Below are 26,243 nucleotides of genomic sequence, written 5' to 3'. Positions count from 1 at the left end.
CGAGGAGTGCATGATGACGGTTTCCCCAGCACGCCGTTCGGTGATCGTCGCGGGGGCGCGCACCCCGATGGGCCGGCTGCTCGGCTCGCTGGCCCCGCTGACCGGCGCCGAGCTCGGCTCGCTGGCGATCAGGGCCGCGTTGGAGCGGGCCGGGATCACCGGCGAGCAGGCGCAGTACGTGATCATGGGCCAGGTGCTCACGGCGGGCGCCGGGCAGATCCCGGCCCGCCAGGCCGCCGTCGGCGCCGGCATCCCGATGACGGTGCCCGCGCTGACGGTGAACAAGGTCTGTCTCTCCGGGCTCGACGCCATCGCGCTGGCCGACCAGCTGATCAGGGCCGGCGAGTTCGACGTCGTGGTGGCCGGCGGCCAGGAGTCCATGAGCAACGCGCCGCACCTGCTGCCCAGCGGGCGGCGCGGCGTCAAGTACGGCGCCGTGCAGATGCTGGACGCGATGGCGCACGACGGGCTGACCGACCCCTTCGAGGGCATCGCCATGGGCGAGTCCACCGAGAAGCACAACACCCGGCTCGGCATCACCAGGGCCGAACAGGACGCGGTCGCCGCCGCCTCCCACCAGCGGGCGGCCGAGGCGCGGAAGAACGGCGTCTTCGACGCGGAGATCACCCCGGTGACGCTTCCGGCGCGCAAGGGCGATCCGCTGGTCGTCGACGCCGACGAGGGCATCCGCCCCGACACCACGGAGGAGTCCCTGGCCCGGCTGCGGCCCGCGTTCGGCGGCGCGGGCGAGGGCACCATCACGGCCGGCTCCTCCTCGCAGATCTCGGACGGCGCCGCCGCCGTGGTGGTCATGGAGCGCTCCAGGGCGGAGGCGCTCGGCCTTTCGTGGCTGGCCGAGATCGGCGCCCACGGCAACGTCGCGGGGCCGGACAACTCCCTCCAGTCGCAGCCGTCCCGCGCCATCCAGCACGCCCTGGGCAAGGCCGGGCTGACGGTGGACGACCTGGACGTGATCGAGATCAACGAGGCGTTCGCCGCCGTCGTGGTGCAGTCAATGAAGGACCTTGGCGTTTCACTCGAACGAGTGAATCCGAATGGCGGCGCCATCGCTCTCGGCCACCCCATCGGCATGTCGGGCGCCCGGCTGGCGCTGCACCTCGCGCACGAGCTGCGCCGCCGGGGCGGCGGCGTCGGCGCCGCCGCGCTGTGCGGCGGGGGCGGCCAGGGCGACGCCCTGCTGCTGAGCGCGCCGCGTGGCTGAGGGACGGCCGACCGGCGCCGGGGACGCCTCGGCGCTCCTGGCGGCGGCCGGGCGGGGTGAGGCGAGGGCGGTGGCCCGGCTGATCTCCCTGGTGGAGAACGCCTCACCCCGTCTGCGCGACATCATGGCCGAGTTGGCCCCGCACACGGGCCGGGCCCGGGTGATCGGGCTGACCGGCTCGCCCGGCGTCGGCAAGTCCACCTGCACCTCGGCGCTGGTCGCCGCCTACCGCCGGGCCGGCCTCCGGGTCGGCGTGCTGGCTGTCGACCCCTCGTCGCCGTTCTCCGGCGGCGCCCTGCTGGGCGACCGGGTCCGGATGAACGAGCACGCGCTCGACCCGGGCGTCTATGTGCGGTCCATGGCCACCAGGGGCCACCTCGGCGGGCTCGCCTGGGCGGTACCGCAGGCGGTCCGGGTGCTGGACGCCGCCGGCTGCGACGTGATCCTGATCGAGACGGTCGGCGTCGGCCAGTCCGAGGTGGACATCGCGGCCCAGGCCGACACCACGGTGGTGCTGCTGGCCCCGGGGATGGGGGACGGCGTGCAGGCCGCCAAGGCCGGCATCCTGGAGATCGGCGACATCTTCGTCGTCAACAAGGCCGACCGGGACGGGGCGGGCACCACCGTCCGCGAGCTACAGCACATGCTCGGCCTCGGCGCCCCGCGCGCGCCCGGCGACTGGCGGCCCGCCATCCTCCGCACGGTCGCCGCGCGCGGCGAGGGCGTGGACGAGCTGGTCGCCACGCTGGAGAAACACGCGGCCTGGCAGCACGAGCACGGCGCGATCGTCGAACGCCGACGGCGTCGCGCGGCCCGCGAGATCGAGACCATCGCGCTGACCGCCCTCCGCGCCCGCATGGACGCGCTCAGGGGCGACCACCACCTCGCGGCGCTGGCGCGCCGCGTCCAGGCCGGCGAACTGGACCCCTACGGCGCGGCGGACCTCCTCGTCGAGGAGCTCTCCACCCCCGACTGACGGCCCGCGCCCGGCCTGCCAGCCGCCCCCTTCGGGGTGTGTTCTGCCGGGGCCCGGGCGCGGGGCCCTTCCCTGGGCCTGGCGCCCCGGCTGTCGCCGCCGGCGAGCGCGCCGGCCCTGCGGGGCCCTTCCCTGGGCCTGGGCCTGCCCAGGGGGCGTCGCCCTGGGGCCCTTGTCGCCAGGGTGAGGGGCCGGCACGTCGAGCCCTCGCTGGCTCTGTGCCGGGCTGGCCTGCCGCGGAGGTCCGGGTGGGGTGCCGCGTCCGGTCTGGCGGCCTGTGTATACCCCGCCCACCCGCCCCCTCGGGTTGGTTGTTCTGCCGGGGGCCGGGGTGCGGGGCCCTTTTCCGGGCCTGGCGGCCCGGCCGGCACGTCGAGCTCCCGCTGGCTCTGTGCCGGGCTGGTCTGCCGCGGAGGTCCGGGTGGGGTGCCGCGTCCGGTCTGGCGGCCTGTGTGTACCCCGCCCACCCGCCCCTTCGGGTTGGTTGTTCTGCCGGGGGCCCGGGTGCGGGGCCCTTTTCCGGGCCTGGTGGCCCGGCTGTCACCGCCGGCGGGCGCCGGCCCTGCGGGGCCCTTTTCCGGGCCTGGGCCCGTTCAGGGGCCGCCGCACCTGGGCCCTCGTCGCCAAGGTGGGGACCGTCGGAGGGCGGAGGGCCGTGCCGGGGCCTGGTGGCCCGGGGGCGCTGAGGGGCCGGTCCTCGTCGCCGCCGGGGTGGCGGTGACGTGGCCGGCGTGATCACCCCGTCCGCGAAAAGGGGCGGGTGGGTGGGGGAAACCCCGGGCCGGTTGGCCCGGGGCGGGGTGTGGCGGCGGTCAGACGTCGTCCCGGTCGTCGTCGTCATCACGACGGTCGTCCCGGTCGTCCCAGTCATCGTCATCGTCGTCGTCGCGCTCCGACTCCTGGCCGACGATCTCGCCGGTCTGGAGGCTGATCTCGATCTCGTGCTCCGTGCCGTCCGAGCCGCGCAGCTCCAGCTCCCAGCGGCCGTCGTCCACGTCCGCCTCGCGGAGGTCCGCTCCGGTGTGTGCCTCGGCGATCGCGATGGCCGCCAGGGCGTCCGTGCTGGTCTCGGCGGCCAGCAGGCTGCGCGCGGCAGCCAGGTCGTCGTCGTCATCGTCGTCATCGTCGTCGTCCCACCGGCCCTCGCGGCTGGTGAGGATCTCGGTGCCGTCCTCGCTGACCAGCACCCTGTGCCAGCGCTCACCCTCGCCGTAGATCTCGATCTCCCAGCCGCGCGGGTCGTCGTCGTCCCGTTCCAGCTCGACCTCGGTGACCACCCCCGGCGTCTCCGTCAGCGCGGTCACCACGGCGCGCTGCGCCGCCGAGTCCTCGTCCTGCACGACGCGGTCGTCGGCGCCGTTGTCGTCCGAGCCCGCCGCCGTTCCGCCGTCGCGGACGGAGAGGCTGGTGCCGCTGAGCGCGGCGGACTCCGTCCTGGCCTTGTCGTCGCCGCTCGCGCCGAGCGCGACGCCCGCCAGCGTGCCGCCGCCGATCACCGCGCCCGCAGCCGCCATCGCCACGATCATGTTCCGCTTCATGAGGTCCTCCCCGAGAGGTCGTTCACTGCCAACGGGTCACACCGTCCCGCACCCTTGCTGAAGCTGAGCTGAAGGCACCTGAAGACTTCTTCAGCATCCGTTTGCCAAGCTGGGCTCGTGCGCGTGCTGATAGTCGAGGATGAGAAGCGGCTGGCGAGATCGCTGGCCCAGGGGCTGCGGGCCGAGGGCTTCGCCGTCGACGTGGTGCATACCGGCACCGACGGGTTGCACCAGGCCACGGAGGGCTCCTACGACCTCATTGTGCTGGACATCATGCTGCCCGGCATGAACGGGTACCGGGTCTGTGCCGCGCTGCGCGCCGCCGGGGACGAGACGCCGATCCTGATGCTCACCGCCAAGGACGGCGAGTACGACGAGGCGGAGGGGTTGGACACCGGCGCCGACGACTATCTGACCAAGCCGTTCTCGTATGTGGTGCTGGTCGCCCGGGTCCGCGCGCTGCTGCGCCGGCGCGGGCGGGGCGCGGCGCCCGAGCTGCGGGTCGGCGATCTGGTGGTCGACCGGTCGACGCGCAGGGTGACCAGGGGGGAGCGGGAGATCCCGCTGACCGCCAAGGAGTTCACCGTGCTTGAGCGGCTGGCCGGCCGGGCGGGCGAGGTGGTCTCCAAGGCGGAGATCCTGGAGCACGGTTGGGACTTCGCCTATCAGGGCGATCCCAACATCGTCGAGGTCTATGTCAGCGCGCTGCGCCGCAAGCTGGGCCCCGGTCTGATCGTCACGGTGCGCGGCGCCGGCTACCGGCTGGACGCTGGCGGTGCGCGTCGTGATGGGTAGCGTCCGGGCACGGGCCACGTTGGGGGCCACCGCCGTGGTCGCGGTGGCGCTGGTGGCCGCCGGCCTGCTGCTGCTGTGGCTGCTGCGGAGCAACCTGGAGGAGCAGGTCGATCTCCAGGCCGAGGTCACAGGGCGCGATGTGGCGGCCCAGCTGGCCACCGGCCGGCCCCCGGAGGATCTGGATCTGGACGACGCCAACCCAGTGCAGGTGGTGGACGGCGACGGGGTGGTCTACCAGGTCAGCGACGGTCTTGAGGAGATCACCGGCACCGGCGTCGCCCGGGTCACCCCCGACGCCCCACCGCGCGGCTCCCCCGAACAGCCCACGGAGGAGCCCGACGACCCGGACGACGACCCCGACGACGATCCCGACGATGACGATGACGATGACGACGACCGGGCCGACGAGAGGCTCCCAGGACCCGGCGAGATGGACGACGAGATCGGCACGGTCACCGGCAGCGCGGTGATCGACGGCGAGGCGGGCGACTACCGCTTCGCCGTCGTCGAGGTGAACACCCCGTGGGACGAGGATCTGATCGTCTATGCCGGCGCCTCGCTCGATATCGAGCGCGCCGCGATCGAGAGTGTTCGGACGTCGATGCTGGTGGGGGTGCCGGGGCTGCTGGCCGTGGTGGCGGCCGTCACCTGGCTGGTCACCCGCAGGGCGCTGCGCCCGGTGGAGGGCATCCGCCGGGGCATGGCCGAGATCACCCGCTCCGAGGACCTCTCCCGGCGGGTGCCCGAGCCGACGGCACGGGACGAGGTGGGCCGGCTGGCCAGGACCACCAACGAGACCCTGGCCGCCCTTGAGTCGTCCGTCGAGCGGCAGCGCCGCTTTGTCGCGGACGCCTCGCACGAGCTGCGCAGCCCCATCGCCTCGCTCCGCACCCAGCTGGAGGTGGGCGCCGCCCACCCCGAGCTGCTGGACGTGCCGGGCGCGGTGCAGGACACCGTGCGGCTCCAGGTGCTCGCCGCCGATCTGCTGCTGCTGGCGCGGCTGGACGCGGGGGAGCGTCCGCTGGCCGGCTCGGTGCGGCTGGCGCCGCTGGTGCGGGGGGAGGTGGACGAGCGGCTGGGGGACCGTCATCCGGTGGAGGTCGAGGAGCTGGCCGAGGTCACGGTGCGCGGTTCGCGCGGACAGCTCGCGCGCGTGCTGGGCAACCTGCTGGACAACGGGCAGCGGCACGCGGCCGGCCGGGTGCGGGTCTCGCTGCGCGAGGCGGCCGGCTGGGCCGAGCTGGCGGTCGCCGACGACGGCGACGGGGTCCCCGAGGCGGACCGGGAGCGGATCTTCGAGCGCTTCGTCCGGCTGGACGACGCGCGCAGCCGGGACGACGGCGGGGCCGGCCTCGGCCTGGCCATCGCCAGGGACGTGGCGCTCCGCCACGGCGGCACCCTGGAGGTCGGCCGGGCCCCGGAGGGCGGCGCCCTCTTCACGCTCCGCCTCCCGATCGCCGCCGGCGACGAGGACCCGGACGAGAGCCCGGCAGGTACCCCCTAGGGTTTGCCGCGCCGCTGGTGCAGATGGTCGGCGACGGGCCGCAGCGCGCGGTCGAGGGCGGCGAGGTCCTCGGGGGTCAGCAGGTCGACGAAGTGGCGGCGGGCCGAGGCCACGTGGTGCGGCGCCACCTTCCGCATGGTGTCCCAGCCGTGTTCGGTGAGCACGGCGAAGAGCCCGCGCTTGTCCGAGTCGCAGTGCTCCCTGCGGACGAGTTCGGCCTTCTCCATCCGGGTGACCTGGTGCGAGAGCCGGCTCTTGGACTGGAGCGTGGCGGCGGCCAGGTCGCTCATCCGCATCCGCCTGCCCTCCGACTCGGAGAGGTTGACGAGTATCTCGTAGTCGTTCATGGTCAGGCCGAACGGCTGAAGATCCCGTTCCAACTGGTGGACCAGCAGCCTGATGACTTCCAGATGGGTCCGCCAGGCCCGCTGTTCGTCCTCGGTGAGCCAGCGGGTGCCAGTGTCGGTGTCCATGGGACCGAACCATAACCAACGGTACGGACCCCCCGGCAGTGATCGTTCCCCGGGCTGCCACAATGACGATGCTTGTGCATTCGTTCACATGCCCCCCCTTCGTCCGCAAGCTTCGAGAGAGCGCGTTCTCATGGACCTCAAGACCGTCACCGCCCTGCGCCGCCTGCGTCTGGTGTCCGCGCCGGAAGCGGTGTCCTTTCTGCTGCTGCTGGTCTGCTCGGTGCTGAAGCGCACCACGGACTTCAACGCCGTGCCCGTGATGGGCGCGGTGCACGGCGTGCTGTTCGTCGTCTACGTGCTGTTCTGGGCCGACGCCTGGAACCGCGCCAAGTGGTCGCTGAAGACGGCCGCCTGGTACTTCCTGATGTCGGTCGTGCCGGTCGGCGGCTTCTTCGCCGAGCGGCGGCTGCGCCGCTCCGAGGGCGACGCGGTGATCGCCGCCCGCGCCCGCAAGGAGGGCGTCGTCAACGCCTGACCCTGAGCGCCTCCCCGGGGTGCCCCGCGCGCCCCGGGTCGCTCGCTCGGACCGCTCCGGTTCGACAGAGCCCACTTTCTGACGTGACGTTGAGATGTCGGCTTTGGGCTTCTGTTCCGATCCGGAGGACTTCGTGCGGCTTGCGCGGTACGAGTACGAGAGATTCAGCCGCCTCGCCGGCCCGCTCACCGAGCCGGGCCCGGCGTACCGGGTGGCCTACCGACGCCTGATCACGCGCGAGCCGCGTCGCAGGCGAGCCACGCTGCTGATGACGCTGGCTCCGACGCTCTCCCTGGTGCTGCTGCTGTGGATGGTCTGGCCCAGCCACTGGACGGAGCGCAGCCACGCGCCCCTGTGGCTGCTGGTCGCGGACGGCGTGATGCTGTTCTGCATCGCCCTGATCGAGCTGTTCCGGCTGGTCAACGTGGTCTCGGTGGCGCACGCCACGCTGGTCGCCCAGGATCCGGTCCCGGTGTTCCCCGAGATCGGCACCCGGGTCGCCTTCCTGACCACCTACGTTCCGGGGAAGGAACCGCTCGCCATGGTGCGGGCCACCCTGGAGGGCGCCGTTCGGCTGCGGCACGCCGGCCCCAGGGACGTCTGGCTGCTGGACGAGGGTGACAGCGACGACGCGCGCGAGCTGTGCGCCGAGCTCGACGTGCACCACTTCAGCCGCCGGGGCGTCCCGCACTGGAACCAGGAGAGCGGGCCGCACCGGGCGAAGACCAAGCACGGGAACTACAACGCCTGGCTCGACGCGCACGGCGAGGACTACGACCTCTTCGCCTCCGTGGACACCGACCACGTTCCGCTGCCCGACTATCTGGAGCGGATGCTCGGCTACTTCCGCGATCCGGATGTCGCGTTCGTCGTCGGCCCCCAGGTCTACGGCAACTACGACGGGCCTGTCACCAAGGCGGCGGAGAGCCAGCAGTTCCTCTTCCACGCGCTGATCCAGCGGGCCGGCAACCGCTATGGCTCCCCGATGTTCGTCGGCACCAACAACGCGGTGCGGATCTCGGCGCTGCGGTCCATCGGCGGGCTGCGGGACTCCGTCACCGAGGACATGGCCACCGGCTTCGAGCTGCACCGCACCGTCAACCCGGAGTCCGGCAACCGGTGGCGTTCCGTCTACACGCCCGACGTGCTGGCCGTCGGCGAGGGGCCGACTTCCTGGACCGACTTCTTCAGCCAGCAACTGCGCTGGTCGCGCGGGACCTACGAGACCCTGCTCCAGCAGTACGGCAGGGGCGGGACACCGCACCGCGCGGGGAGCCTGCTCAACTACTCGCTGATGCTGGCCTTCTACCCGATGGCCGCGATCACCTGGACGTTGGGCGTGCTGGGCTGTGTGCTCTACCTGGTGCTCGGCGCCTCGGGCACGCAGGTCTCGTCCTCCGTCTGGCTGATGCTCTACAGCGATGTGGCCGCGCTCCAGATCGGCCTCTACGTGTGGAACCGCCGGCACAACGTCTCGCCGCACGAGCCCGCGGGATCGTCCGGCACCGCCGGGATGCTGATGTCCGCGCTCTCCGCGCCGATCTACGCGCGCTCGCTCGCGGACGCGCTGCTGCGCCGCAGATCCGGCTTCGTGGTCACCCCCAAGGGCGGCGCGGCCAGCCCCGACCAGCCCGCCACCTTCCGCTGGCATCTGGGCTGGGCCGGGGTGCTGACGGCCGCGCTGCTGATCTCGATGGCGCTGGGGCACACCCACGTGGCCATGCGCACCTGGGCGCTGATCGCGCTGGCCGTCTCGCTCGCGCCCCCAGCCATCTGGGCCTGGAGCAGCCGCGACCAGCGCCGACGGGCCGTGGGCCGGCACCGCGCCAGGGGCCAGTGGGCCCGCCTCGGCACGGTGCGCCGGCCCGCTCTCCAGCTCAGCACCGATGCCGATCGCCCGACCCAACCCGGCGGTGAGCGACCGCCGCGACGTCCCGTGGGAGCCGACCTATGAGCCACGCACGACGCACCCCCTACCGTCCCAGCGCTCGCCTGCGGAAGCTGGCCCTCGGCAGCGGCGTCACGCTGCTGCTGGTGGGCCTGAACGCCCCGGCGGCGGTGAGCTTCGCCCAGGAGCGACTGCACGAGTACCGGATATCCCGGCCCGAGTACCTGGCCAGGTACGGCTCCTGGGACGTGGTCGACGTCCCGGAGGAGTTCCGCACCAACGCCATCCACGCGGCGCTGCTGCACACCGGCAAGGTGCTGCTGATCGCCGGCTCGGGCAACAACGAGGACCAGTTCGACGCCGGCACCTTCGACAGCGTCCTGTGGGACCCGGCGGAGAACACCTTCACCACGGTGCCGACCCCCGACGACCTGTTCTGCGCGGGCCACGCCCAGCTCCCCGACGGCCGGATGCTGGTGGCCGGCGGCACCGCGCGCTACGAGGTGCTCGGCGACGCCGTCACCCACGCCGGCGGCGCGATGCTGATCAAGAACGAGGACCCGGACCAGAAGCGCGAGTTCCCCGAGGGCACCCGGCTGCGCGCCCCGGACGGCCAGCTCTACGAGACCGTCGCGACGGTCACGGCCCCGCCGGCCGAGAAGCGGGAGGAGCCCCCCGAAGACGCGGAAGACGCAGCGGATACAGAAGAGGACGGCGAGGACGGCGAGGACGGCGAGGACGAGATCGAGATCACCGCGAGCGAGGTGCGGGTCTTCGTCAGCGCCGTGGAGGAGGGCGAGCAGGGCGTGGCCACCGACCCTGCCCAGTACGAGATCCTCGGCCTGACCGGCGACGACGCCCGCAACTTCTATGGACTGGCCAACCAACTGACCCTGGACGACCAGGACTTCCAGGGCATCGACGTGGCCTACGAGTTCGATCCGGTGGCCGAGCGCTATCTCCCGGTCGACCCGATGGCCGAGGCCCGCTGGTACCCGACGCTCACCACGCTGCCCGACGGCCGGGTGCTGACCGTCTCCGGGCTCGACGAGGTCGGCGAGGTGGTGCCGGGCGTCAACGAGATCTACGACCCGAGGACCAAGACCTGGTCCGAGGGCCCCGAGCGCTACTTCCCGACCTATCCGGCGCTCTTCCTCACCCAGGGCGGCAAGATCTTCTACACCGGTTCCAACGCCGGCTACGGCCCCGCCGACGAGGGCCGGACGCCGGGCCTCTGGGATCTGGAGGAGAACACCTTCGAGGAGATCGGCGGCATCTCCGACCCCGACCAGCTGGAGACCTCCGCCTCGCTGCTGCTGCCGCCGGCGCAGGACCAGCGGTTCATGGTGCTGGGCGGGGGCGGCGTCGGCGAGTCGGCCAAGTCGACCGGGCGGACCGCGATCGTCGACCTCACCGAGCGGGACCCCACCTACCGCGAGGGACCGAGTCTGCCGCAGGGCACCCGCTATCTGAGCAGCGTGCTGATGCCGGACGACACGGTCTTCACCTCGGGCGGTTCGACCGACTACCGGGGGCGTGGGCACAGCGACGTGCTCAGGGCGCAGTTCTACGACCCGGCAAAGGACGCGTTCGTGCCGGCGGCCGATCCCACCGTGGGCCGCAACTACCACTCGGAGGCGCTGCTGCTGCCCGACGGGCGGGTGGCGACCTTCGGCTCCGACCCGCTCTACGGGGACCGGGACAACACCAGGATGGGCGAGTTCGAGAAGCGGATCGAGGTCTACACCCCGCCCTATCTCTTCGACGGGCGCGAGGAGACCAGGCCGGTGCTGGGCGACGGGCCCCAGGAGGCCGGGTTCGGCGCGGAGGTCACCTTCGAGACCGAGGACGCCGACCGGATCGAGAACGCCCGGCTGATGCGGCCCAGCGCCGTGACCCACACCACCGACGTGGAGCAGCGGTCCATCCAGCTCGAAGTGGAACGGGGTGACGGCGAGGTGACGTTGACGGTGCCGGAGGACCCGTCGCTGGTGCCGCCGGGCTGGTACATGGTCTTCGTCACCGACGACAGCGGCACCCCGTCCGAGGCGAGCTGGATGCGGGTCGGGTGACGAGCGTTCCCGCGCGCCTCACTCCCCGGCGCGTTCCGCCAGCCCCAGGGCGTACTCCGGCCACCACTCGCCGGCCACCGGGCCACCCCGGCACTCGCCGTCCGACTCGCCGGGACGCTTGACCCACAGATAGGCGTCCGCCAGCGGATCGTCGGTGTCGGTGGTGGGCGGGGTGCCGAGCGCCCGGTCCGGCGGGTTGCACCACCTCTCGTCCCCGCCCTCCTCCCAGGGGCCTTCGCCGTTGCGGCTGGTGTCGACGACGAAGTGCGCGCCGTCCAGCAGCCCGGACAGCTCGCGGCCGTACTCGGTGCTGCGTTCCAGCGTCTGGAAGTTGGACACGTTCAACGCGAAGCCGTCGGCCCGGTCGATACCGGAGTCGCGCAGCGCCTGCGCCAGCCGGTCGGGGTCGGTGATCCAGTCGGGGTTGCCCGCGTCGATGTAGACGCGGGTGCCCGGCTGCCGCTTGAGTCGCTCGACCGACTCGGCGAGCAGCCCGTAGCGGTCCTGCACGTACATCGGGGCGGTGCAGCCGTCCAGGGTGTGCGCCACCGCGTCGGGTTCCAGCACCACCAGGGCCTCGGCGTCGCCGATGCCGGCGGCGAAGGCGTCGATCCACTCCCGGTAGGCGGCGTCGCTCTCCGCGCCGCCCTGGGAGTACTGGCCGCAGTCCCGGTGCGGGATGTTGTAGGCGACCAGCACGGCGGTCAGGCCCTCGTCCGTGGCGGCCTCGGTGATGCCGCGCACCTGTTGGCCGGGATCGCCCTCGCCCGTGGGCCAGACGGCCAGCGGCCGGTCCGCGATCCGGCGCAGCGTCTGCGCGTCCTCGGAGCGGCCCGAGGACTCCCACTCCCGCACCTGGCGGGCCGCCGGGCTCCGTGGGGCGACCCAGAACTCCGACGACTCCTCGGCCAGTGGGGTGCTGCGCCCCTCGGCCCCCGAGTCGGGAGGGTCCTCGCCGCCCGAGGAGCAGCCGAGTGCCAGCGGGATGAGGGTCAGGCAGGACAGGACCAGGGCGAGGGTGGGCCGGCGGGCAGGCCGGCGGAACGTCACGAGGAGGGAGCCGGGCATGAGCGTCATGGTGCCACGGGCGACACGTTCCGTCGCTGCGGCATGACGGAGGGTGTCCGTTCGGCGGCGGTGGTCCCGCGGTCGTCCCCACCGGTGCGGGGTTCACCGGAACGGCCGCGTCGGCGCGCGGGCCAGCGGGTAGGGTCGCAGGCGTGTCGAAGTCGCTCAGCCTCCCGTTCGATCCCATCGCCCGCGCCGACGACCTGTGGAAGCGACGCTGGGGCTCCGTGCCCTCCATGGCCGCGATCACCTCGATCATGCGGGCGCACCAGATCCTGCTGGCCGAGGTCGACGCGGTGGTGAAGCCGTACGGGCTGACGTTCGCCCGGTACGAGGCGCTGGTGCTGCTCACCTTCAGCCGGGCCGGCGAGCTGCCGATGTCCAAGATCGGCGAGCGGCTGATGGTGCATCCGACCTCGGTCACCAACGCCGTGGACCGGCTGGTCCGTTCGGGTCTTGTCGTCAAGCGGCCCAACCCCAACGACGGGCGCGGCACGCTGGCCTCCATCACCGAGCGGGGGCGGGAGGTCTGCGACGCGGCGACCCGGGATCTGATGGCCGCCGACTTCGGGCTCGGCGTGTACGACGAGGGGCAGTGTCAGGACATCTTCGACTTGCTCCGCCCGCTGCGGTTGGCCGCCAGGGACTTCGACGACCCGGGGAAGGAACGACCGGAATGACCCGATAGGCTCGCCGCATGAAGCGGAGTGTGCTCACCCGGTACCGGGTCATGGCCTATGTCACCGCGGTGATGCTGCTGGTCCTCGGTACCTGCATGGTCTTCAAGTACGGCTTCGACACCGGCGACGACGTGACGTTCGTGGTGTCCCAGCTGCATGGCCTGCTGTACATCATCTATCTGGTCTTCGCCTTCGACCTGGGGCAGAAGGCCCGCTGGTCGTTCGGCAAGCTGCTGTGGGTGCTGGTCGCCGGCAGTATCCCGTTCGCCGCGTTCTTCGTCGAGCCGAAGGTCACAGCCGAGGTCGAGGCGCTGGTGGAGGACGAGGACTCCGAGGCGCCGGTCAGCGCCTGAGGGCCTGTTCCGGCGAGGAGTTCTCGCTCTTCGTTCGACATGTAGTTGGACGTCCAAGTAAATTGGTCCCATGGACGCTGACGCCATCACCGCGGGCCGCCGACGCTGGCAGGCCCGATACGACGCGGCCCACACCAGGGACGCCGATTTCAGCACGCTCTCCGGAGACCCCGTGGAGCCCGTCTACGGCCCCGAGCCCGGGGACAGCTACGCCGGCTTCGAACGCATCGGCTGGCCGGGCGAGTTCCCCTTCACCCGGGGCCTCTACCCCACCGGGTACCGGGGCCGCGCCTGGACCATCCGCCAGTTCGCCGGCTTCGGCAACGCCGAACAGACCAACGAGCGCTACCGCACCATCCTGCGCAACGGCGGCGGCGGCCTCTCCGTCGCCTTCGACATGCCGACCCTGATGGGGCGCGACTCCGACGACCCGCGGTCGCTTGGCGAGGTGGGCCACTGCGGCGTGGCCATCGACTCGGCGGCCGACATGGAGGTCCTCTTCCGGGACATCCCGCTGGGCGACGTCACCACGTCGATGACGATCAGCGGCCCCGCCGTGCCGGTCTTCTGCATGTACCTGGTCGCCGCCGAGCGGCAGGGCGTGCCGGCCGAGGTGCTCAACGGCACGCTCCAGACCGACATCTTCAAGGAGTACATCGCGCAGAAGGAGTGGCTCTTCCCGCCGGAGCCCCATCTGCGGCTGATCGGCGATCTGATGGAGTTCTGCGCGGCGCGCATCCCGGCCTACAAGCCGCTCTCCGTCTCCGGCTACCACATCAGGGAGGCCGGGGCCACGGCCGCCCAGGAGCTGGCCTACACGCTGGCCGACGGCTTCGGCTATGTGGAGCTGGGGCTGAGCCGGGGGATGGACGTCAACGCCTTCGCGCCCGGGCTCTCGTTCTTCTTCGACGCGCACATCGACTTCTTCGAGGAGATCGCCAAGTTCCGCGCGGCCCGCCGGATCTGGGCCCGCTGGATGCGGGACGTCTACGGCGCCACCAGCGAGCGCGCCCAGTGGCTGCGCTTCCACACCCAGACCGCCGGCGTCTCGCTCACCGCGCAGCAGCCGTACAACAACGTGGTGCGCACCGCCGTGGAGGCGCTCTCCGCCGTGCTCGCCGGCACCAACTCGCTGCACACCAACGCGCTGGACGAGACGCTGGCGCTGCCGAGCGAGCGCGCCGCCGAGATCGCGCTGCGCACCCAGCAGGTGCTGATGGAGGAGACGGGGATCACCTCGGTCGCCGATCCGCTGGGCGGCTCCTGGTACGTGGAGCGGCTCACCGACCGGATCGAGCGGGACGCGGAGCGGATCTTCGCCGAGATCGCCGAACGGGGCCGCCGCGCGCTGGGCGCCTCCGGGCAGGCGGAGCACCCCATCGGGCCGATGACCTCGGGGCTGCTCAGCGGCATCGAGGACGGCTGGTTCACCGGCCAGATCGCGGACTCCGCCTTCCAGTACCAGCAGGCCCTGGAGAAGGGGGAGAAGCGGGTGGTGGGGGTCAACTGCCACACCGCCTCGGTCACCGACGATCTTGAGATCCTCCGGGTCAGCCACGAGGTGGAGCGCGAACAGGTCCGCGAGCTCGCCAGGCGCAGGGCCGCGCGGGACGGCGCGGCGGTCGAACGGGCGCTGGGCGAGCTGGTCGCCGCGGCCAGGGGCGGCGGCGACACCATCGCGCCGATGCTGACCGCCGTCCGCGCCGAGGCCACGCTCGGCGAGATCTGCGGAGTGCTGCGCGACGAGTGGGGAAGCTATGTGGAGCCGCCCGGCTTCTGAGCGTGGCGGGACCGCGTTCCGGAACGAATCCCCGAGGGGGGAGACTGGTGCCATGCAGCCACGCAACATGTCCATGAGCGGAGCCGTCGATCTCTCCGCGGTCAAGGCCGCCGCGGAGGCCAAGCAGAAGGCCGAGCAAGCCCGCGCCCAGCGGGCGGCCCAGCCGGACGGGCAGGCGGCGGCCGTCCCCCTGGTGATCGACGCCGACGAGGCCACCTTCGAGCAGGAGGTGGTTCAGCGCAGCGCCACGGTGCCGGTGGTCATCGACCTCTGGGCCGAGTGGTGTGAGCCGTGCAAACAGCTCAGCCCGGTGCTGGAGCGGCTCACCCAGGAGTACGCGGGAAAGATCGTCCTCGCCAAGATCGATGTCGACGCCAACCCGAGGATCGCCCAGCAGTTCGGCGTGCAGGGCATTCCCGCCGTCTTCGCGGTGATCGCGGGGCAGGCGCTGCCCCTGTTCCAGGGGGCGGCCCCCGAGCCGCAGATCCGGCAGGTGTTCGACCAGCTGATCCAGGCCGCCGAGGAGCAGTTCGGCATCGTCGGGGAGCCGGTCGACCCGGAGGCCGCCGCCCAGGCGCCGGCCGCCGAGCCGGCCGAGCCGCCGACCGACCCGGCGTTGGCCGCCGCGCACGCGGCGCTCGACACCGGGGACCTGCCGGGCGCCATCCAGGCCTATGAGAACGTCCTCGCCGGCGATCCGGCGAACCAGGAGGCGGCCCTCGGCCTCGGCCAGGCCAAGCTGCTCGACCGGGTGCGCGGCCTGGACGCCGAGCGGACACGGAAGGCGGCGGCCGACAACGCCGGCGATGTGGCGGCCCAACTGGCCGTCGCCGACCTGGATCTGGTCGGCGGCCATGTCGAGGACGCCTTCAGCCGGCTGATCGGCGTGGTGGGCCGGACGGCGGGTGACGACCGGAACACCGCCAGGCTCCGACTGCTCGAACTCTTCGAGGTGTTGGGCGCCGACGATCCCCGAGTGACGTCGGCCCGCGCCGCGTTGGCCCGAGTCCTCTTCTGAGCCGAAACGCTCATACACTGTCGGCGGTCACGTTTTACCACTACGTTTGCCAACACGTTTTACTAAAATTTGGTAATCGTGACCGCCGTCACATTGCGTCATGTGTGCGTGGCGCGACTCCTTGTTTGGTCGCGCTTGGGGGCTCTATGGGGCGTTTTGGGGCCTGCACCCTCCGTGTGAGAGCGGGCGTGATCTCCCGCGATCTGCCATATCGCCATTACTGGTAAGTAACGAACCTCTTGTGTCGTGCCGTGAGATAGACCACGATCGGCGGGGCCGACTCGGCCACGTGTCGGCCGTGGCGCGGGGACTCCCCGCCCGGGCGCAGGGCCTGTGTCACGTCACCGGAAGCCGCGCCCCACGCGGCCAGTGGCTGTCGCCGGGGCGGGTCGCCGGTGGCAACGCGCTTCTCCCGCCCGGCAGTTCGAGCGAGCAGTCGCCGAACCGGCGTCCGGGGCAGGGGAGATGTTCGTCCGAGAAGGAGGAAGTCATGGAGTCACAGGCTCGCGGCGGCACCAGATGGCGGCGATTCGGGCTGGTCATGGTGCCGAGCGTGGCCGCGACCGCCGCGATAGGCGTCGCCCTCGCCCAGGGGGCCCTCGCTGCCTCGTTCGCCGTGTCGGGTCAGCAGTTCAAGGTGAGCGTTGACCGGCTCGACGGCCAGGGGTTCGTGCAGTACGGGGCGTTGGTCACCCCGTCCGGCGGTGAGGAGAGGCCGGTGGCGGTCTCCGCGTTCGACAGCGCCACCATCAACAACCTCTGTCAGTCGGTGGTGATCCCCGTTCCGTTCTTCGGGGACGTCACCGTGCGGATCGGCGCCGGTACGAACCCGAACAACCCGGTCGAGGCGGAGAACCTCTTCATCGACCTGGAGCAGCTCAACGCGGACGCGACGTTCACCAACATCGACATCGGCGTGGCCGTCGGCGACACCACCAAGGGACCCACCCCCGAATCGGGCGCGCTGGCGGGGTCGTTCGCTCAGCAGTCCGACCGGGCCCTGCTGACCGACGTCCGGCAGACCGCGTGGGCGACCTCGGCCGGCTCCTTCAAGCTCACCGACCTGAGCCTGTCGGTGCGGCGGGGCAAGAGCGAGTGCTTCTGAGGGTCCACGCCTGACAGTCGCGCCTGGGGCAGGGCGGAGGTGTGTCTCTGCCCCAGGGAACGCCGCCGTATCGTGCATCCCGTTACTGAACCGCGCCAAGGGGAGTACGTGCCGTGAGCACCAACATCGATGTCGCGCCCAGGGTTTCGCTCTTCACTCGCGGAAGGCTGGCGTTCCGTCACTTCCGGTGGAGCCGGCCGTTCTGGTCCGGGCTCTTCACCATGATCGCCGGGCTCCCGATCGCCTACCTCCCCTACGCCAACCTCACGTTGGGGCAGTTGACCATCCGGATGGCCACCACGGCCGGCGCCGGATCGATGGTGATCGGCATTCTGCTGGTCGTGTTGGGGCTGACCATATGGTTCCAGCCGCAGGTGCGGATATTCGCCGGGGTGGCCGCCATCCTGCTGTCGCTGGTCTCGCTGGTCGTGTCCAACTTCGGCGGCTTTCTGGTGGGTTTTGTCTTTGGGATGGTGGGCGGCGGCATGAGCATCGCCTGGATGCCGGGTGAGCCCGCCGAGCCGGCCGAACACGCCGGGTTGGCCACGGAAGGGGCCGATCACGCCGACCGGGAGCCGCCGGTCAGGACCCCGGGCACCGGGAGCGCGCTGGCCTCCTTCGACGGTGGCACGCCGGCCCACGGGGAGGAACCGGGGAAGGGAGACCAACGTGCCGACTGATGACATAGCGATCACGGAGGGCGAGGAGCCCCGGCACGCCGCTCCGCGTCGATCCCTGCTGCGCCGCCTGCATATGCCGGTCGGGAAGGCCATAGCGCTGGCGGCGATGCCGTCGGCCGCGCTGCTCGGCATGGGGTTCACCTCCCCGCTGGCCAAGGCGGAGCCCCAGCCGGAGAACCCGTTCCGCCCCGGGGCGTGCGTGGAGATGCCGGACGAGCCGGCGGAACCCGAGGAACCTGAGGAAGCCGCGGAAGCCGACGAACCGGACGCAGCCGACGACGAGGCCGAGGACGATCCAGCCGACGACGATCCGGCCGACGGAGCGCCCGAGGAGTCGGCCGACGAGGGCGCCGACGAGCCGGCGGACGACGGCGCCGGCGCCGACGAGTCCGCCCAGGACCCGCCGCCGGGGGAGACCCCGGACGAGCCGGGGACGGGCCAGGACGAGGCCCCGCCACCCGCCGATGGCGTGGCCCCAGGCGCCCCGGACGACGAGGACGCCACCCAGCCCCCGGACGAGGCGGCGCCCGGCTGGGACCCGTGGGACCCGCTGGGCCTGGGACGGGGCCTTGAGGAGCTGGGGGAGGGCATCCTCGATCTGCTGACCCCCGGCGAGCGCGCGGAGTGGGAGCGGGCGCGCCGCGACGCGCTGGAGCGGGAGGAGCTGGCGCCCCCCGAGGAGACCCCCGAGGAGACCCCCGAACAGGCCGCCGAGCGCCCCGAGTCGGAGCAGGCGGCGGAGGAGCAGACGGTGGCCCGCGAGCCGGAGCCCGAGCCGACCGTCCCCGCCGACCCCGAGCCAGGACGGCCCGAGGAGGTCGACGAACCGGCCCGCCCGGCCGCCGACAGCACCGACCAGCAGCAGGAGCCGGAGACCGCGGACGGGGAAGGGGACGAGGAAGCGGACGACGAGGGGCTGGAGCCGTTCCCCTGCCCCGAGGAGCGGCAGGTCCCGGGCGAGGACGAGGCGACCGCGCTCACCCTCCCCGACGAGCCCTGGTACCTCGACGCCTCCTACCTCACCCTGCGCGGGCTGAGCTACCACGGCGTGGTCAACGTGACCACCGCCAACGGCAACGTCAAGCAGGTGCTGAAGTTCACCGCCGACAAGCTCGACATCGGCGACCTGCACCAGATCGTGGACGCCCCCGGCAACGTGCGCTACCACGTGGCGACCGACCCGGGCTCCAACTCCACCTTCAGGGACGGCACGGTGACCATGTACACCGAGCGTCTCGAAGGCAATCTCTTCGGGGTGATCCCGGTGGTCTTCGACCCCGAGCACCAGCCCCCGATCGACCTGCCCATCGCGCACTTCACCGATGTCTTCGTGACCCAGGCCGGACAGTTCGGCGGCACGCTCAACATGGCTGGCATGCGGATCTACACCACGGGCGACGGCCCCACCGTCCGCTGAGCCGGCCCCACGCACCGGATCCCCGGGCCCATCGGATGGGCCTCGGGGATCCGTCGGTCGCGCGGGCGGTCAGACGCCGCCGTGGCCGCCCAGGTGGTGCACTCGGACCATGTTGGTGGTGCCGGGCACACCGGGCGGGGAACCGGCCGTGATGATCATGGTGTCGCCCGTCTCGTAGCGGTTGAGCCGGGACAGCTCGGCGTCACACAGCTCCACCATCTCGTCCGTGTGGTTGACCAGCGGCACCACGAACGTCTCCACGCCCCAGCTCAGGGTGAGTTGGTTGCGGGTCGCGGCCTCGGTGGTGAAGGCCAGGATCGGCTGCACCGCCCGATAGCGGGACAGCCGCCGCGCGGTGTCGCCCGACTTGGTGAACGCGATCAACGCGCGGGCGTCCAGGAAGTCCGCCATCTCGGCCGCCGCCCTGGCGACGGAACCGCCCTGGGTGCGCGGCTTCTTGCCCGGCACCAGCGGGAGGAGGCCACGGGAGAGCAGCTCGTCCTCGGCGGCCACCACGATCTTCGACATGGTCTTGACCGTCTCGATCGGATACCGGCCGACCGACGACTCGGCGGAGAGCATCACCGCGTCCGCGCCGTCCAGGATGGCGTTGGCCACATCGGACGCCTCGGCGCGGGTCGGACGGGAGTTGGTGATCATCGACTCCATCATCTGGGTCGCCACGATCACCGGCTTGGCGTTGCGGCGGCAGAGGTCGACCAGCCGCTTCTGCACCATCGGGACCTGTTCGAGCGGGTACTCGACGGCGAGGTCGCCACGGGCCACCATGACCCCGTCGAAGGCGAGGACGATCTCCTCCATGTTCTCCACCGCCTGCGGCTTCTCCACCTTGGCGATCACCGGGACGCGACGGCCCACCCGGTCCATCACCCGGTGCACGTCCCGCACGTCGTCCGCGTTCCGCACGAAGGAGAGCGCCACCATGTCGGCCCCGAGGCGGAGGGCGAACTCCAGATCCTCCACGTCCTTGTCGGACAGGGCGGGGACGTTGACGGCGACCCCGGGCAGGTTGATGCCCTTGTGGTCGGAGATGACGCCGCCCTCGATGACGATGGTGCGGACCCGGGGGCCCTCCACCTCCAGCACCTGGAGGGAGACGTTGCCGTCGTTGATCAGGATCGTCTCGCCCTTGGCGACGTCCCCCGGCAGCCCCTTGTAGGTGGTGCCGCAGATCGAACGGTCGCCGGGGACGTCCTCGGTGGTGATGGTGAACTCGTCGCCGCGCTCCAGCTCCACCGGGCCGTTGGCGAACGTCTCCAGACGGATCTTCGGGCCCTGGAGGTCGGCCAGCACGCCGACGGCGCGGCCCGAGTCCTCCGTGGCCTTGCGGAGTCGGTGGTACCGCTCCTCGTGCTCCTCGTGGCTGCCGTGGCTGAAGTTGAAGCGGGCCACGTTCATTCCGGCGTCGATGAGAGCCTTCAGATTGTCGAAGGAGTCGACGGCGGGACCCAGGGTGCAGACGATTTTGGAGCGGCGCATGGAAGCGATCCTATCGTTTTGTTCCATGGTGGAATAATTTGCGGGCTCAGGTTAGCCCAGGTCAGTTGCTGACCAGGGCGAATGCCTGGGTGGCGATCTCCAGTTCCTCGTCCGTGGGCACCACGGCGACCACGCATCGAGCGTACTCCGGGGAGATGATCCGAGGGCCCTGGGCCGACGCGGTGTTCAGCCGTTCGTCGACGGCGAGCCCCCACCCGTCCAGGCCGCTGACGGCGGCCGTTCGCACCCGCGTGGCGTTCTCCCCGACGCCGGCGGTGAACGCCACCGCGTCCACCCGGCCGAGCACGGCGAAGTAGGCGCCGATATACGAACGCAGCCGGTGGATGTAGACGTCGAACGCCAGCCTCGCCCGGGGATCGCCGTCGTCCATCCTGCGGACCACCTCCCGCATGTCGTTGTCGCCGCACAGACCCAGCAGCCCGGAACGGGAGTTGAGCAGCTCGTCGATCTCGCCCACCGACATCCCCGCCACCCGCGACAGATGGAACACCACGGCCGGGTCCACATCCCCCGACCTGGTGCCCATCACCAGGCCCTCCAACGGGGTGAGCCCCATCGAGGTGTCCACGCACCGCCCGCCGGCGACCGCCGAGGCGGAGGCACCGTTGCCCAGGTGCAGCGTGATCACATTGACCTCGGCCGGCTCCCGGCCCAGCAGCTCGGCCGTGCGCCGGGAGACGAAGGCGTGCGAGGTGCCATGGAAGCCATAGCGCCGGATCCGGTGCTCAGCGGCCGTGTCGGCGTCGATCGCGTAACACGCCGCGTGGTCGGGGATGGTGGTGTGGAACGCCGTGTCGAAGACGGCGACCTGCGGCAGCTCGGGGTTGAGCGCCCGCGCGGTCCTGATGCCCGCCAGGTTCGCCGGGTTGTGCAACGGGGCCAGCGGCACCAGCCGTTCGATCTCGGCCAGCACCGCGTCGTCCACCACCGTCGGCGCGGTGAACCGCCGCCCGCCGTGCACCACCCGGTGGCCGACGGCGGCCAGCTCGGGCGAGTCGAGGCCCCGGCCGTCGGCGGCCAGCTCGTCGGCCGCCGCGCGCAGCGCCGCCGCGTGGTCGGGCACCGGCAGCTCGCGCTCCCTGCGCTCCCCGTCGGCCGGGGTGTGCGTCAGCCGCCCCGACCCGCGCTCCCCGATCCGCTCGACCAGGCCGACGGCCAGCCGCCGCTCGTCCGCCATGTCCAGCAGCTGGTACTTCAACGACGAGGAACCGGAGTTGAGCACCAGCACCAAACGGGCTTTCACGCCGAGGTGTCCTTTCGGGTGAGGGCGGCGGTCTCCTGGGCCTGGACGGCCGTGATCGCCACCGTGTTGACGATGTCCTGCACCAGCGCGCCCCTGGACAGGTCGTTCACCGGCTTGCGCAGCCCCTGCAACACGGGGCCCACGGCCACCGCGCCGGCGGAGCGCTGCACCGCCTTGTAGGTGTTGTTGCCGGTGTTCAGGTCGGGGAAGATCAGGACGGTCGCCTGCCCGGCCACCTCGGAACCCGGCAGCTTGGTCGCGGCGACCGAGGGCTCGACGGCCGCGTCGTACTGGATCGGCCCCTCCACCAGCAGGTCAGGACGCGCTGCCCGGACCAGCTCCGTCGCCTGCCGCACCTTGTCGACGCCGGAACCCGAGCCGGAAGTGCCCGTCGAGTAGGAGAGCATCGCCACCCGGGGCGTCACCCCGAACTCGGCCGCCGTGTGCGCCGACTGGATCGCGATATCCGCCAACTGGGCGGCGTCGGGATCCGGGTTGACCGCGCAGTCCCCGTACACCAGCACCCGGTCCGCCAGGCACATGAAGAACACCGAGGAGACGATCGACGCGTTCGGCTTGGTGCGGATCACCTCGAACGCCGGCCGGATCGTGGCCGCCGTGGAGTGCGCCGCGCCGGAGACCATCCCGTCCGCCAGGCCCTCGCGCACCATCAGCGTTCCGAAGTACGACACATCGGACACCACGTCGTAGGCCAGCTCCTCGCTGACGCCCCGGTGCGCCCGCAGCCGGGCGTAGATCTCGGCGAACCGTTCACGCAGCGGCGAGCTGACCGGATCCACCACCCGGGCCACGGGACCCGGTCGCCCCGTCGGCTCGTCCGCGCCCAACAGGCTGAGATCCAGACCGAGTTCGGCCGCCCGACGACGTACGACCGACTCCTCGCCCAGCAGCGTCAGATCGCAGACCCCGCGCCGCAGCAGCACCTCGGCCGCCCGCAGCACCCGCTCGTCGGTGCCCTCGGGCAACACCACGTGCCGGCGGTCGCTCCTGGCCCGCTCGATCAGCTCGTGCTCGAACATCATCGGCGTCACCCGGTCCCCGCGCGCCACCGAGAGCCGCTCCGTCAGCGCCGAGGTGTCCACATGGTCCTCGAAGAGGCCGAGCGCCAACTCGGCCTTGCGCGGCGTCACCGCCGTCAGCTGGCCCTCAAGCCCCGACAGCTCGGCGGCCGTGCCGAACGAACCAGCGCCGACGGAGAGCACCGGCGTGCCGGGGGAGAGCCGCGCGGCCAGCGCCATCGTCTCCCCGTCCGGCTGCTCGCCCAGCGTCAACAGCACCCCGGCGATCGGCGGCGAACCGGCCGAGTGCGCCGCCAGCGCGCCCACCAGCAGATCCGCGCGGTCGCCCGGGGTGATCACCAGACATCCGTCGGTCAGCGCCCGCAGGAACGTCGGCAGCGTGGCCCCGCCGAAGACGTAGTCCCGCACATCCCGCGCCAGACCCGCGTGGTCGCCCAACACCACGTCGGCGCCCAGCGCCGCCCGCACCTGCGCGACCGTCGGCGCGGCCAGCGCCGCGTCCTCGGGCAGCACGTACACGGGCACCGGCAGATGCCCGCCCAGCGCCTCCGCCACCGCCGGCGCCTCCCGCCCCGGCACCCGGTTGGCGATCATGGCCAGCACATCGCAGCCCAACGCGGTGAACGCGTTGTGCGCGTTGCGCACCTCGGCGGCGATGGCGTCCGCTTCCTGCCCCACCCCGGCCACCACCGGCAGCACGGGCGCGCCGAACTCGTTGGCCAGCCGGGCGTTGAGCGTCAGCTCCGCCGGCAGCTGGGTGTCCGCGTAGTCGCTGCCGAGGACCAGCACCACCTCGTACTCCGCGGCCACCCGGTGGTAGTGCCGCACCAGCCGGGCCACCAGCTCGTCCATCCCACGCTCGGCGAGCAGCGCCGACGCCTCCTGGTAGCCCATGCCGCGCGTCTCGGCCGCCGACTGCGCCAACCGGTACCGCGCGCGCAGCAGCTCGACCACCTGGTCCGTCCGGCCCTCGTGGGCCAGCGGCCGGAACACCCCGACCCGGTCCACCTTCCGGGTCAGCAGCTCCATCACCCCCAGCTCCACCAGCTGGCGGCCGTCACCCCGTCCGATGCCGGTCACATACACGCTGCTGGTCACCGTGCCCCCTTCGTCCTCTCCCGCACTCGCCGCCCCCGTCCCGACCGTAACCCGAGGCCGAACGGGGGCGCGCGCCGGCCTGCGCGCGCCGTACGGGCGGGCCGTGCGCGGTGTCGGCCCGGGGTGTCCGCTATTGGTCGGCAGCCAGCCTCTCGTGAAACAATCCCGTCGGCCCCGAAGGCGAGGCCGGTCACCCTCACCCCACCCCCATCCAGCGCCAAGCGAGGAGAGCGGTCCAAATGCGCATCGGAGTTCTCACTGCGGGCGGTGACTGCCCCGGTCTCAACGCGGTGATCCGGTCGGTTGTGCACCGTGCCGTGGTGGATCGCCAAGACGAGGTGATCGGGTTCGAGGACGGCTTCAAGGGCCTCCTCGAAGGCCGTTACCGCCAACTCGACATCAACGAGGTCAGCGGCATCCTGGCCCGGGGCGGCACCATCCTCGGGTCAAGCCGCCTGGAACGCGCGCGGCTGCGCGAGGCGTGCGACAACGCGGAGGCGTTCCGGCACAAGCTGAGCCTGGACGCGCTGATCCCCATCGGCGGCGAGGGCACCCTCACCGCCGCCAAGATGCTGGCCGAGGCCGGCATCCCCGTGGTCGGCGTCCCCAAGACCATCGACAACGACATCTCCGCCACCGACCGCACGTTCGGCTTCGACACGGCCGTCGGCGTGGCCACCGAGGCCATCGACCGGCTCAAGACCACCGCCGAGTCCCACCAGCGGGTCATGGTCGTCGAGGTCATGGGCCGACACGCGGGCTGGATCGCGCTGGAGGCCGGCATGGCCGGCGGGGCGCACGGCATCTGTGTGCCGGAGCGGCCGTTCCAGGTCGACGACATGTGCAAGATGATCGAGGGCCGCTTCGAGCGCGGCAAGAAGTTCGCGGTGATCTGCGTCGCCGAGGGCGCCCGCCCGGCCGACGGCTCCATGCCGTACGGGCGCGGCGAGATCGACCCCTACGGCCACGAGCGGTTCATCGGCATCGGCAACCGGCTGGCCAGCGAGCTGGAGCAGCGCCTCGGCAAGGAGGCCCGCCCGGTGATCCTCGGCCATATCCAACGCGGCGGCACCCCCACCGCGTACGACCGGGTGCTCGCCACCCGCTTCGGCTGGCATGCCGTGGAGGCCGCCCACCGGGGCGAGTTCGGCAAGATGACGGCGCTGCGCGGCACCGACATCGTGATGACCCCCCTCGCCGAGGCCACCGCCGAGCTGAAGCGGGTCCCGCAGAACCGGATGGACGAGACCGAAGCGGTGTTCTGACGAACGGTCCTGGCCGCGCGCCGGCCCCGCCGTGCTCGGCACGGCGGGGCCGTTCGCCGGCCGGCGGTTCGGGTGGACGGTGGGGGCTGACGCTGGCTCGGCTGGGCGGGCGGCGACCCCGTGGGCGCGCCGGCCCCCAACTCGCCCGCCCCGCCGGCCGGGCGGCCGGTGGCCGGCTACGCCGGGCCCGTCGGGCGGGGCCGGCCCGGTGTGGTGGTGCGGAGTGTGACGGGGCGTTGGCGTCGTCGCGCGCCTGCCGGCGGTGGTTGCGCCGTGTCGGGGCGTTCGTCGCCCGCCCCCCCCCCCACGGCCGGGTGGCCGGTGGAGGGCCGACTCGGCAACGGTCGGGTGGCCGCGTGCCCGCCGTGGCCGGTGTCCTGTTGGAGGCTCCTGGTCCGACCCCGCTGCGCCGGGACATGTCGAGCCTTCGCCAGGTGACCGCCGGCCATGGCCGGGCCCGTCGGCCGTCGCGTCCAGGGGCGCGGCCACCGGGACTATTCGCAGTGCACCGGGCTTCAGCCCGGTGCTGAAGCGAATCTGAGAGCTGCTCTGACCTCGGCTGTGTGTATGGATCCGCACTGTTCACCTCAGCCCAGGTCAGAGCGGCCGGTTCTGCTGCTCGATGTACTGCTTCACGATGCTGAGCGGTGCGCCGCCGACGGAACCGGCGAAGTACGAGCCGGACCAGAGTCGTTGTGCTCGCCAGTAGTGGCGCACGAGGTCGGGGAACTCCTGGCGGAGGCGGCGCGAGGACACGCCTTTGAGGGAGTTCACCAGCCTGGACACGGCGACCTTGGGCGGGAAGTTCACGAGGAGGTGGACGTGGTTGGCCTCGCCGTTGAACTCGACCAGCTCGGCCTCGAAGTCCTCGCACACGGCGCGCATGATCTCCTCACACCGCGTCAGGTGTCGGTCGGCGAAGACGGAGTGCCGGTACTTCGTCACGAAAACCAAGTGGACATGCATGCGGAAGACACAGTGACGACCTGTTCGAATGTTCTCATCGATACCCATAAACCAACTGTGTATCAT

The 26,243-nt window shown here is 71.9% G+C and carries 22 protein-coding genes; 15 read left to right on the top strand and 7 right to left on the bottom strand.

Translation table 11 applies throughout. The features are described 5' to 3' along the window. Positions 1–13: 13 nt before the first annotated feature. The gene (locus K4G22_RS07145; RefSeq protein ID WP_228078973.1) at positions 14–1,222 is read left to right on the top strand and encodes an acetyl-CoA C-acetyltransferase; all 1,209 of its coding nucleotides are present in this window, start codon (positions 14–16) and stop codon (positions 1,220–1,222) included. A gap of 37 nt (positions 1,223–1,259) precedes the next feature. Continuing rightward, positions 1,260–2,198 carry a methylmalonyl Co-A mutase-associated GTPase MeaB gene (meaB, locus tag K4G22_RS07140; RefSeq protein ID WP_425336782.1) on the top strand — a complete coding sequence of 313 codons (939 nt, stop codon included), beginning with the start codon at positions 1,260–1,262 and terminating at the stop codon, positions 2,196–2,198. An 812-nt stretch (positions 2,199–3,010) separates the two neighbouring features. Here the strand turns inward: meaB and K4G22_RS07135 are convergent. Then, complete coding sequence (locus K4G22_RS07135; protein WP_228078969.1) at positions 3,011–3,736, bottom strand: PepSY domain-containing protein; 726 nt, start codon at positions 3,734–3,736, stop codon at positions 3,011–3,013. Between the two features lie 117 nt (positions 3,737–3,853). Here K4G22_RS07135 and K4G22_RS07130 point away from each other — a divergent pair, with 117 nt between their 5' ends. Continuing rightward, on the top strand, positions 3,854–4,531 hold the full coding sequence (locus K4G22_RS07130; RefSeq protein ID WP_228078967.1) for a response regulator transcription factor: 678 nt from the start codon (positions 3,854–3,856) through the stop codon (positions 4,529–4,531). Next, on the top strand, positions 4,524–6,035 hold the full coding sequence (locus K4G22_RS07125) for a sensor histidine kinase (protein WP_228083986.1): 1,512 nt from the start codon (positions 4,524–4,526) through the stop codon (positions 6,033–6,035). The genes K4G22_RS07130 and K4G22_RS07125 overlap by 8 nt, the downstream gene beginning before the upstream one ends. Here K4G22_RS07125 and K4G22_RS07120 read toward each other — a convergent pair. Next, positions 6,032–6,508: a MarR family winged helix-turn-helix transcriptional regulator gene (locus tag K4G22_RS07120; RefSeq protein WP_228078965.1), complete on the bottom strand. Its 477-nt coding sequence runs from the start codon at positions 6,506–6,508 to the stop codon at positions 6,032–6,034. The genes K4G22_RS07125 and K4G22_RS07120 overlap by 4 nt on opposite strands. A gap of 130 nt (positions 6,509–6,638) precedes the next feature. Between K4G22_RS07120 and K4G22_RS07115 the strand changes: the two genes are divergently transcribed. The 3 genes from K4G22_RS07115 (at position 6,639) to glxA (ending at position 10,943) form a co-directional block, all read left to right on the top strand. Then, positions 6,639–6,983 (top strand): DUF3817 domain-containing protein, encoded by a 345-nt coding sequence (locus tag K4G22_RS07115; RefSeq protein ID WP_228078963.1) that lies wholly within the window; start codon positions 6,639–6,641, stop codon positions 6,981–6,983. Positions 6,984–7,116: 133 nt separating this feature from the next. Beyond that, complete coding sequence (locus tag K4G22_RS07110) at positions 7,117–8,937, top strand: glycosyltransferase family 2 protein (RefSeq protein ID WP_228078961.1); 1,821 nt, start codon at positions 7,117–7,119, stop codon at positions 8,935–8,937. Then, on the top strand, positions 8,934–10,943 hold the full coding sequence (gene glxA / locus K4G22_RS07105) for a radical copper oxidase GlxA (RefSeq protein ID WP_228078959.1): 2,010 nt from the start codon (positions 8,934–8,936) through the stop codon (positions 10,941–10,943). Before K4G22_RS07110 ends, glxA begins: the two co-directional genes overlap by 4 nt. A gap of 18 nt (positions 10,944–10,961) precedes the next feature. On the opposite strand, the gene K4G22_RS07100 is transcribed toward glxA, so the two are convergent. Beyond that, a complete protein-coding gene (locus K4G22_RS07100) occupies positions 10,962–12,011 on the bottom strand; it encodes a glycoside hydrolase family 6 protein (protein WP_228078957.1) in 1,050 nt (349 codons plus the stop codon). 152 nt (positions 12,012–12,163) lie between these two features. Here K4G22_RS07100 and K4G22_RS07095 point away from each other — a divergent pair, with 152 nt between their 5' ends. The 7 genes from K4G22_RS07095 to K4G22_RS07065 all read left to right on the top strand — a co-directional run bounded on the left by K4G22_RS07095 (position 12,164) and on the right by K4G22_RS07065 (position 19,044). Beyond that, positions 12,164–12,691, top strand: coding sequence for a MarR family winged helix-turn-helix transcriptional regulator (locus K4G22_RS07095; protein ID WP_228078956.1), 528 nt, complete (start codon positions 12,164–12,166; stop codon positions 12,689–12,691). A 17-nt stretch (positions 12,692–12,708) separates the two neighbouring features. Beyond that, positions 12,709–13,044 carry a DUF3817 domain-containing protein gene (locus K4G22_RS07090; protein ID WP_228078955.1) on the top strand — a complete coding sequence of 112 codons (336 nt, stop codon included), beginning with the start codon at positions 12,709–12,711 and terminating at the stop codon, positions 13,042–13,044. Between the two features lie 70 nt (positions 13,045–13,114). Continuing rightward, positions 13,115–14,824 carry a coenzyme B12-dependent isobutyryl-CoA mutase large subunit gene (gene icmA, locus K4G22_RS07085; RefSeq protein ID WP_228078953.1) on the top strand — a complete coding sequence of 570 codons (1,710 nt, stop codon included), beginning with the start codon at positions 13,115–13,117 and terminating at the stop codon, positions 14,822–14,824. Positions 14,825–14,876: 52 nt separating this feature from the next. Next, complete coding sequence (locus tag K4G22_RS07080) at positions 14,877–15,842, top strand: tetratricopeptide repeat protein (RefSeq protein ID WP_228078951.1); 966 nt, start codon at positions 14,877–14,879, stop codon at positions 15,840–15,842. 490 nt (positions 15,843–16,332) lie between these two features. Further along, complete coding sequence (locus K4G22_RS07075) at positions 16,333–16,947, top strand: DUF6230 family protein (protein ID WP_228078949.1); 615 nt, start codon at positions 16,333–16,335, stop codon at positions 16,945–16,947. Between the two features lie 113 nt (positions 16,948–17,060). Beyond that, positions 17,061–17,627: a DUF6114 domain-containing protein gene (locus tag K4G22_RS07070; protein ID WP_228078947.1), complete on the top strand. Its 567-nt coding sequence runs from the start codon at positions 17,061–17,063 to the stop codon at positions 17,625–17,627. Beyond that, a complete protein-coding gene (locus K4G22_RS07065; protein WP_228078944.1) occupies positions 17,617–19,044 on the top strand; it encodes a hypothetical protein in 1,428 nt (475 codons plus the stop codon). The genes K4G22_RS07070 and K4G22_RS07065 overlap by 11 nt, the downstream gene beginning before the upstream one ends. A 69-nt stretch (positions 19,045–19,113) precedes the next feature. Here the strand turns inward: K4G22_RS07065 and pyk are convergent, their stop codons facing one another. The 3 genes from pyk to pta all read right to left on the bottom strand — a co-directional run bounded on the left by pyk (position 19,114) and on the right by pta (position 23,946). Beyond that, a complete protein-coding gene (pyk, locus tag K4G22_RS07060) occupies positions 19,114–20,544 on the bottom strand; it encodes a pyruvate kinase (RefSeq protein ID WP_228078943.1) in 1,431 nt (476 codons plus the stop codon). Positions 20,545–20,605: 61 nt separating this feature from the next. Continuing rightward, positions 20,606–21,808 (bottom strand): acetate kinase, encoded by a 1,203-nt coding sequence (locus K4G22_RS07055; RefSeq protein ID WP_228078942.1) that lies wholly within the window; start codon positions 21,806–21,808, stop codon positions 20,606–20,608. Continuing rightward, positions 21,805–23,946 (bottom strand): phosphate acetyltransferase, encoded by a 2,142-nt coding sequence (pta, locus tag K4G22_RS07050; protein WP_228078941.1) that lies wholly within the window; start codon positions 23,944–23,946, stop codon positions 21,805–21,807. The genes K4G22_RS07055 and pta overlap by 4 nt, the downstream gene beginning before the upstream one ends. A 239-nt stretch (positions 23,947–24,185) precedes the next feature. On the opposite strand from pta, the gene K4G22_RS07045 reads away from it, so the two are divergent. Then, entirely contained in the window at positions 24,186–25,211 is a 1,026-nt protein-coding gene (locus tag K4G22_RS07045) for an ATP-dependent 6-phosphofructokinase (protein WP_228078940.1), read from the top strand. 597 nt (positions 25,212–25,808) lie between these two features. On the opposite strand, the gene tnpA is transcribed toward K4G22_RS07045, so the two are convergent. Beyond that, complete coding sequence (gene tnpA, locus K4G22_RS07040; RefSeq protein WP_228078936.1) at positions 25,809–26,225, bottom strand: IS200/IS605 family transposase; 417 nt, start codon at positions 26,223–26,225, stop codon at positions 25,809–25,811. Between the last annotated feature and the right edge of the window lie 18 nt (positions 26,226–26,243).

This window comes from Streptomyces profundus (genome assembly GCF_020740535.1).
Taxonomy (GTDB): Bacteria; Actinomycetota; Actinomycetes; order Streptomycetales; family Streptomycetaceae; genus Streptomyces; species Streptomyces profundus.
Note: the sequence above shows the minus strand (reverse complement) of the source record. Positions and strands in the feature narration are given on the sequence as shown.

Coding starts and splice junctions, on each gene's coding strand:
- K4G22_RS07135 (WP_228078969.1), bottom strand. CDS start 3,736: ATGAAGCGGAACATGATCGTGGCGATGGCGGCTGCGGGCGCGGTGATC.
- K4G22_RS07145 (WP_228078973.1), top strand. CDS start 14: ATGACGGTTTCCCCAGCACGCCGTTCGGTGATCGTCGCGGGGGCGCGC.
- K4G22_RS07120 (WP_228078965.1), bottom strand. CDS start 6,508: ATGGACACCGACACTGGCACCCGCTGGCTCACCGAGGACGAACAGCGG.
- pyk (WP_228078943.1), bottom strand. CDS start 20,544: ATGCGCCGCTCCAAAATCGTCTGCACCCTGGGTCCCGCCGTCGACTCC.
- icmA (WP_228078953.1), top strand. CDS start 13,115: ATGGACGCTGACGCCATCACCGCGGGCCGCCGACGCTGGCAGGCCCGA.
- K4G22_RS07090 (WP_228078955.1), top strand. CDS start 12,709: ATGAAGCGGAGTGTGCTCACCCGGTACCGGGTCATGGCCTATGTCACC.
- K4G22_RS07100 (WP_228078957.1), bottom strand. CDS start 12,011: ATGCCCGGCTCCCTCCTCGTGACGTTCCGCCGGCCTGCCCGCCGGCCC.
- K4G22_RS07125 (WP_228083986.1), top strand. CDS start 4,524: ATGGGTAGCGTCCGGGCACGGGCCACGTTGGGGGCCACCGCCGTGGTC.
- glxA (WP_228078959.1), top strand. CDS start 8,934: ATGAGCCACGCACGACGCACCCCCTACCGTCCCAGCGCTCGCCTGCGG.
- K4G22_RS07075 (WP_228078949.1), top strand. CDS start 16,333: ATGGAGTCACAGGCTCGCGGCGGCACCAGATGGCGGCGATTCGGGCTG.
- K4G22_RS07115 (WP_228078963.1), top strand. CDS start 6,639: ATGGACCTCAAGACCGTCACCGCCCTGCGCCGCCTGCGTCTGGTGTCC.
- K4G22_RS07045 (WP_228078940.1), top strand. CDS start 24,186: ATGCGCATCGGAGTTCTCACTGCGGGCGGTGACTGCCCCGGTCTCAAC.
- tnpA (WP_228078936.1), bottom strand. CDS start 26,225: ATGGGTATCGATGAGAACATTCGAACAGGTCGTCACTGTGTCTTCCGC.
- K4G22_RS07080 (WP_228078951.1), top strand. CDS start 14,877: ATGCAGCCACGCAACATGTCCATGAGCGGAGCCGTCGATCTCTCCGCG.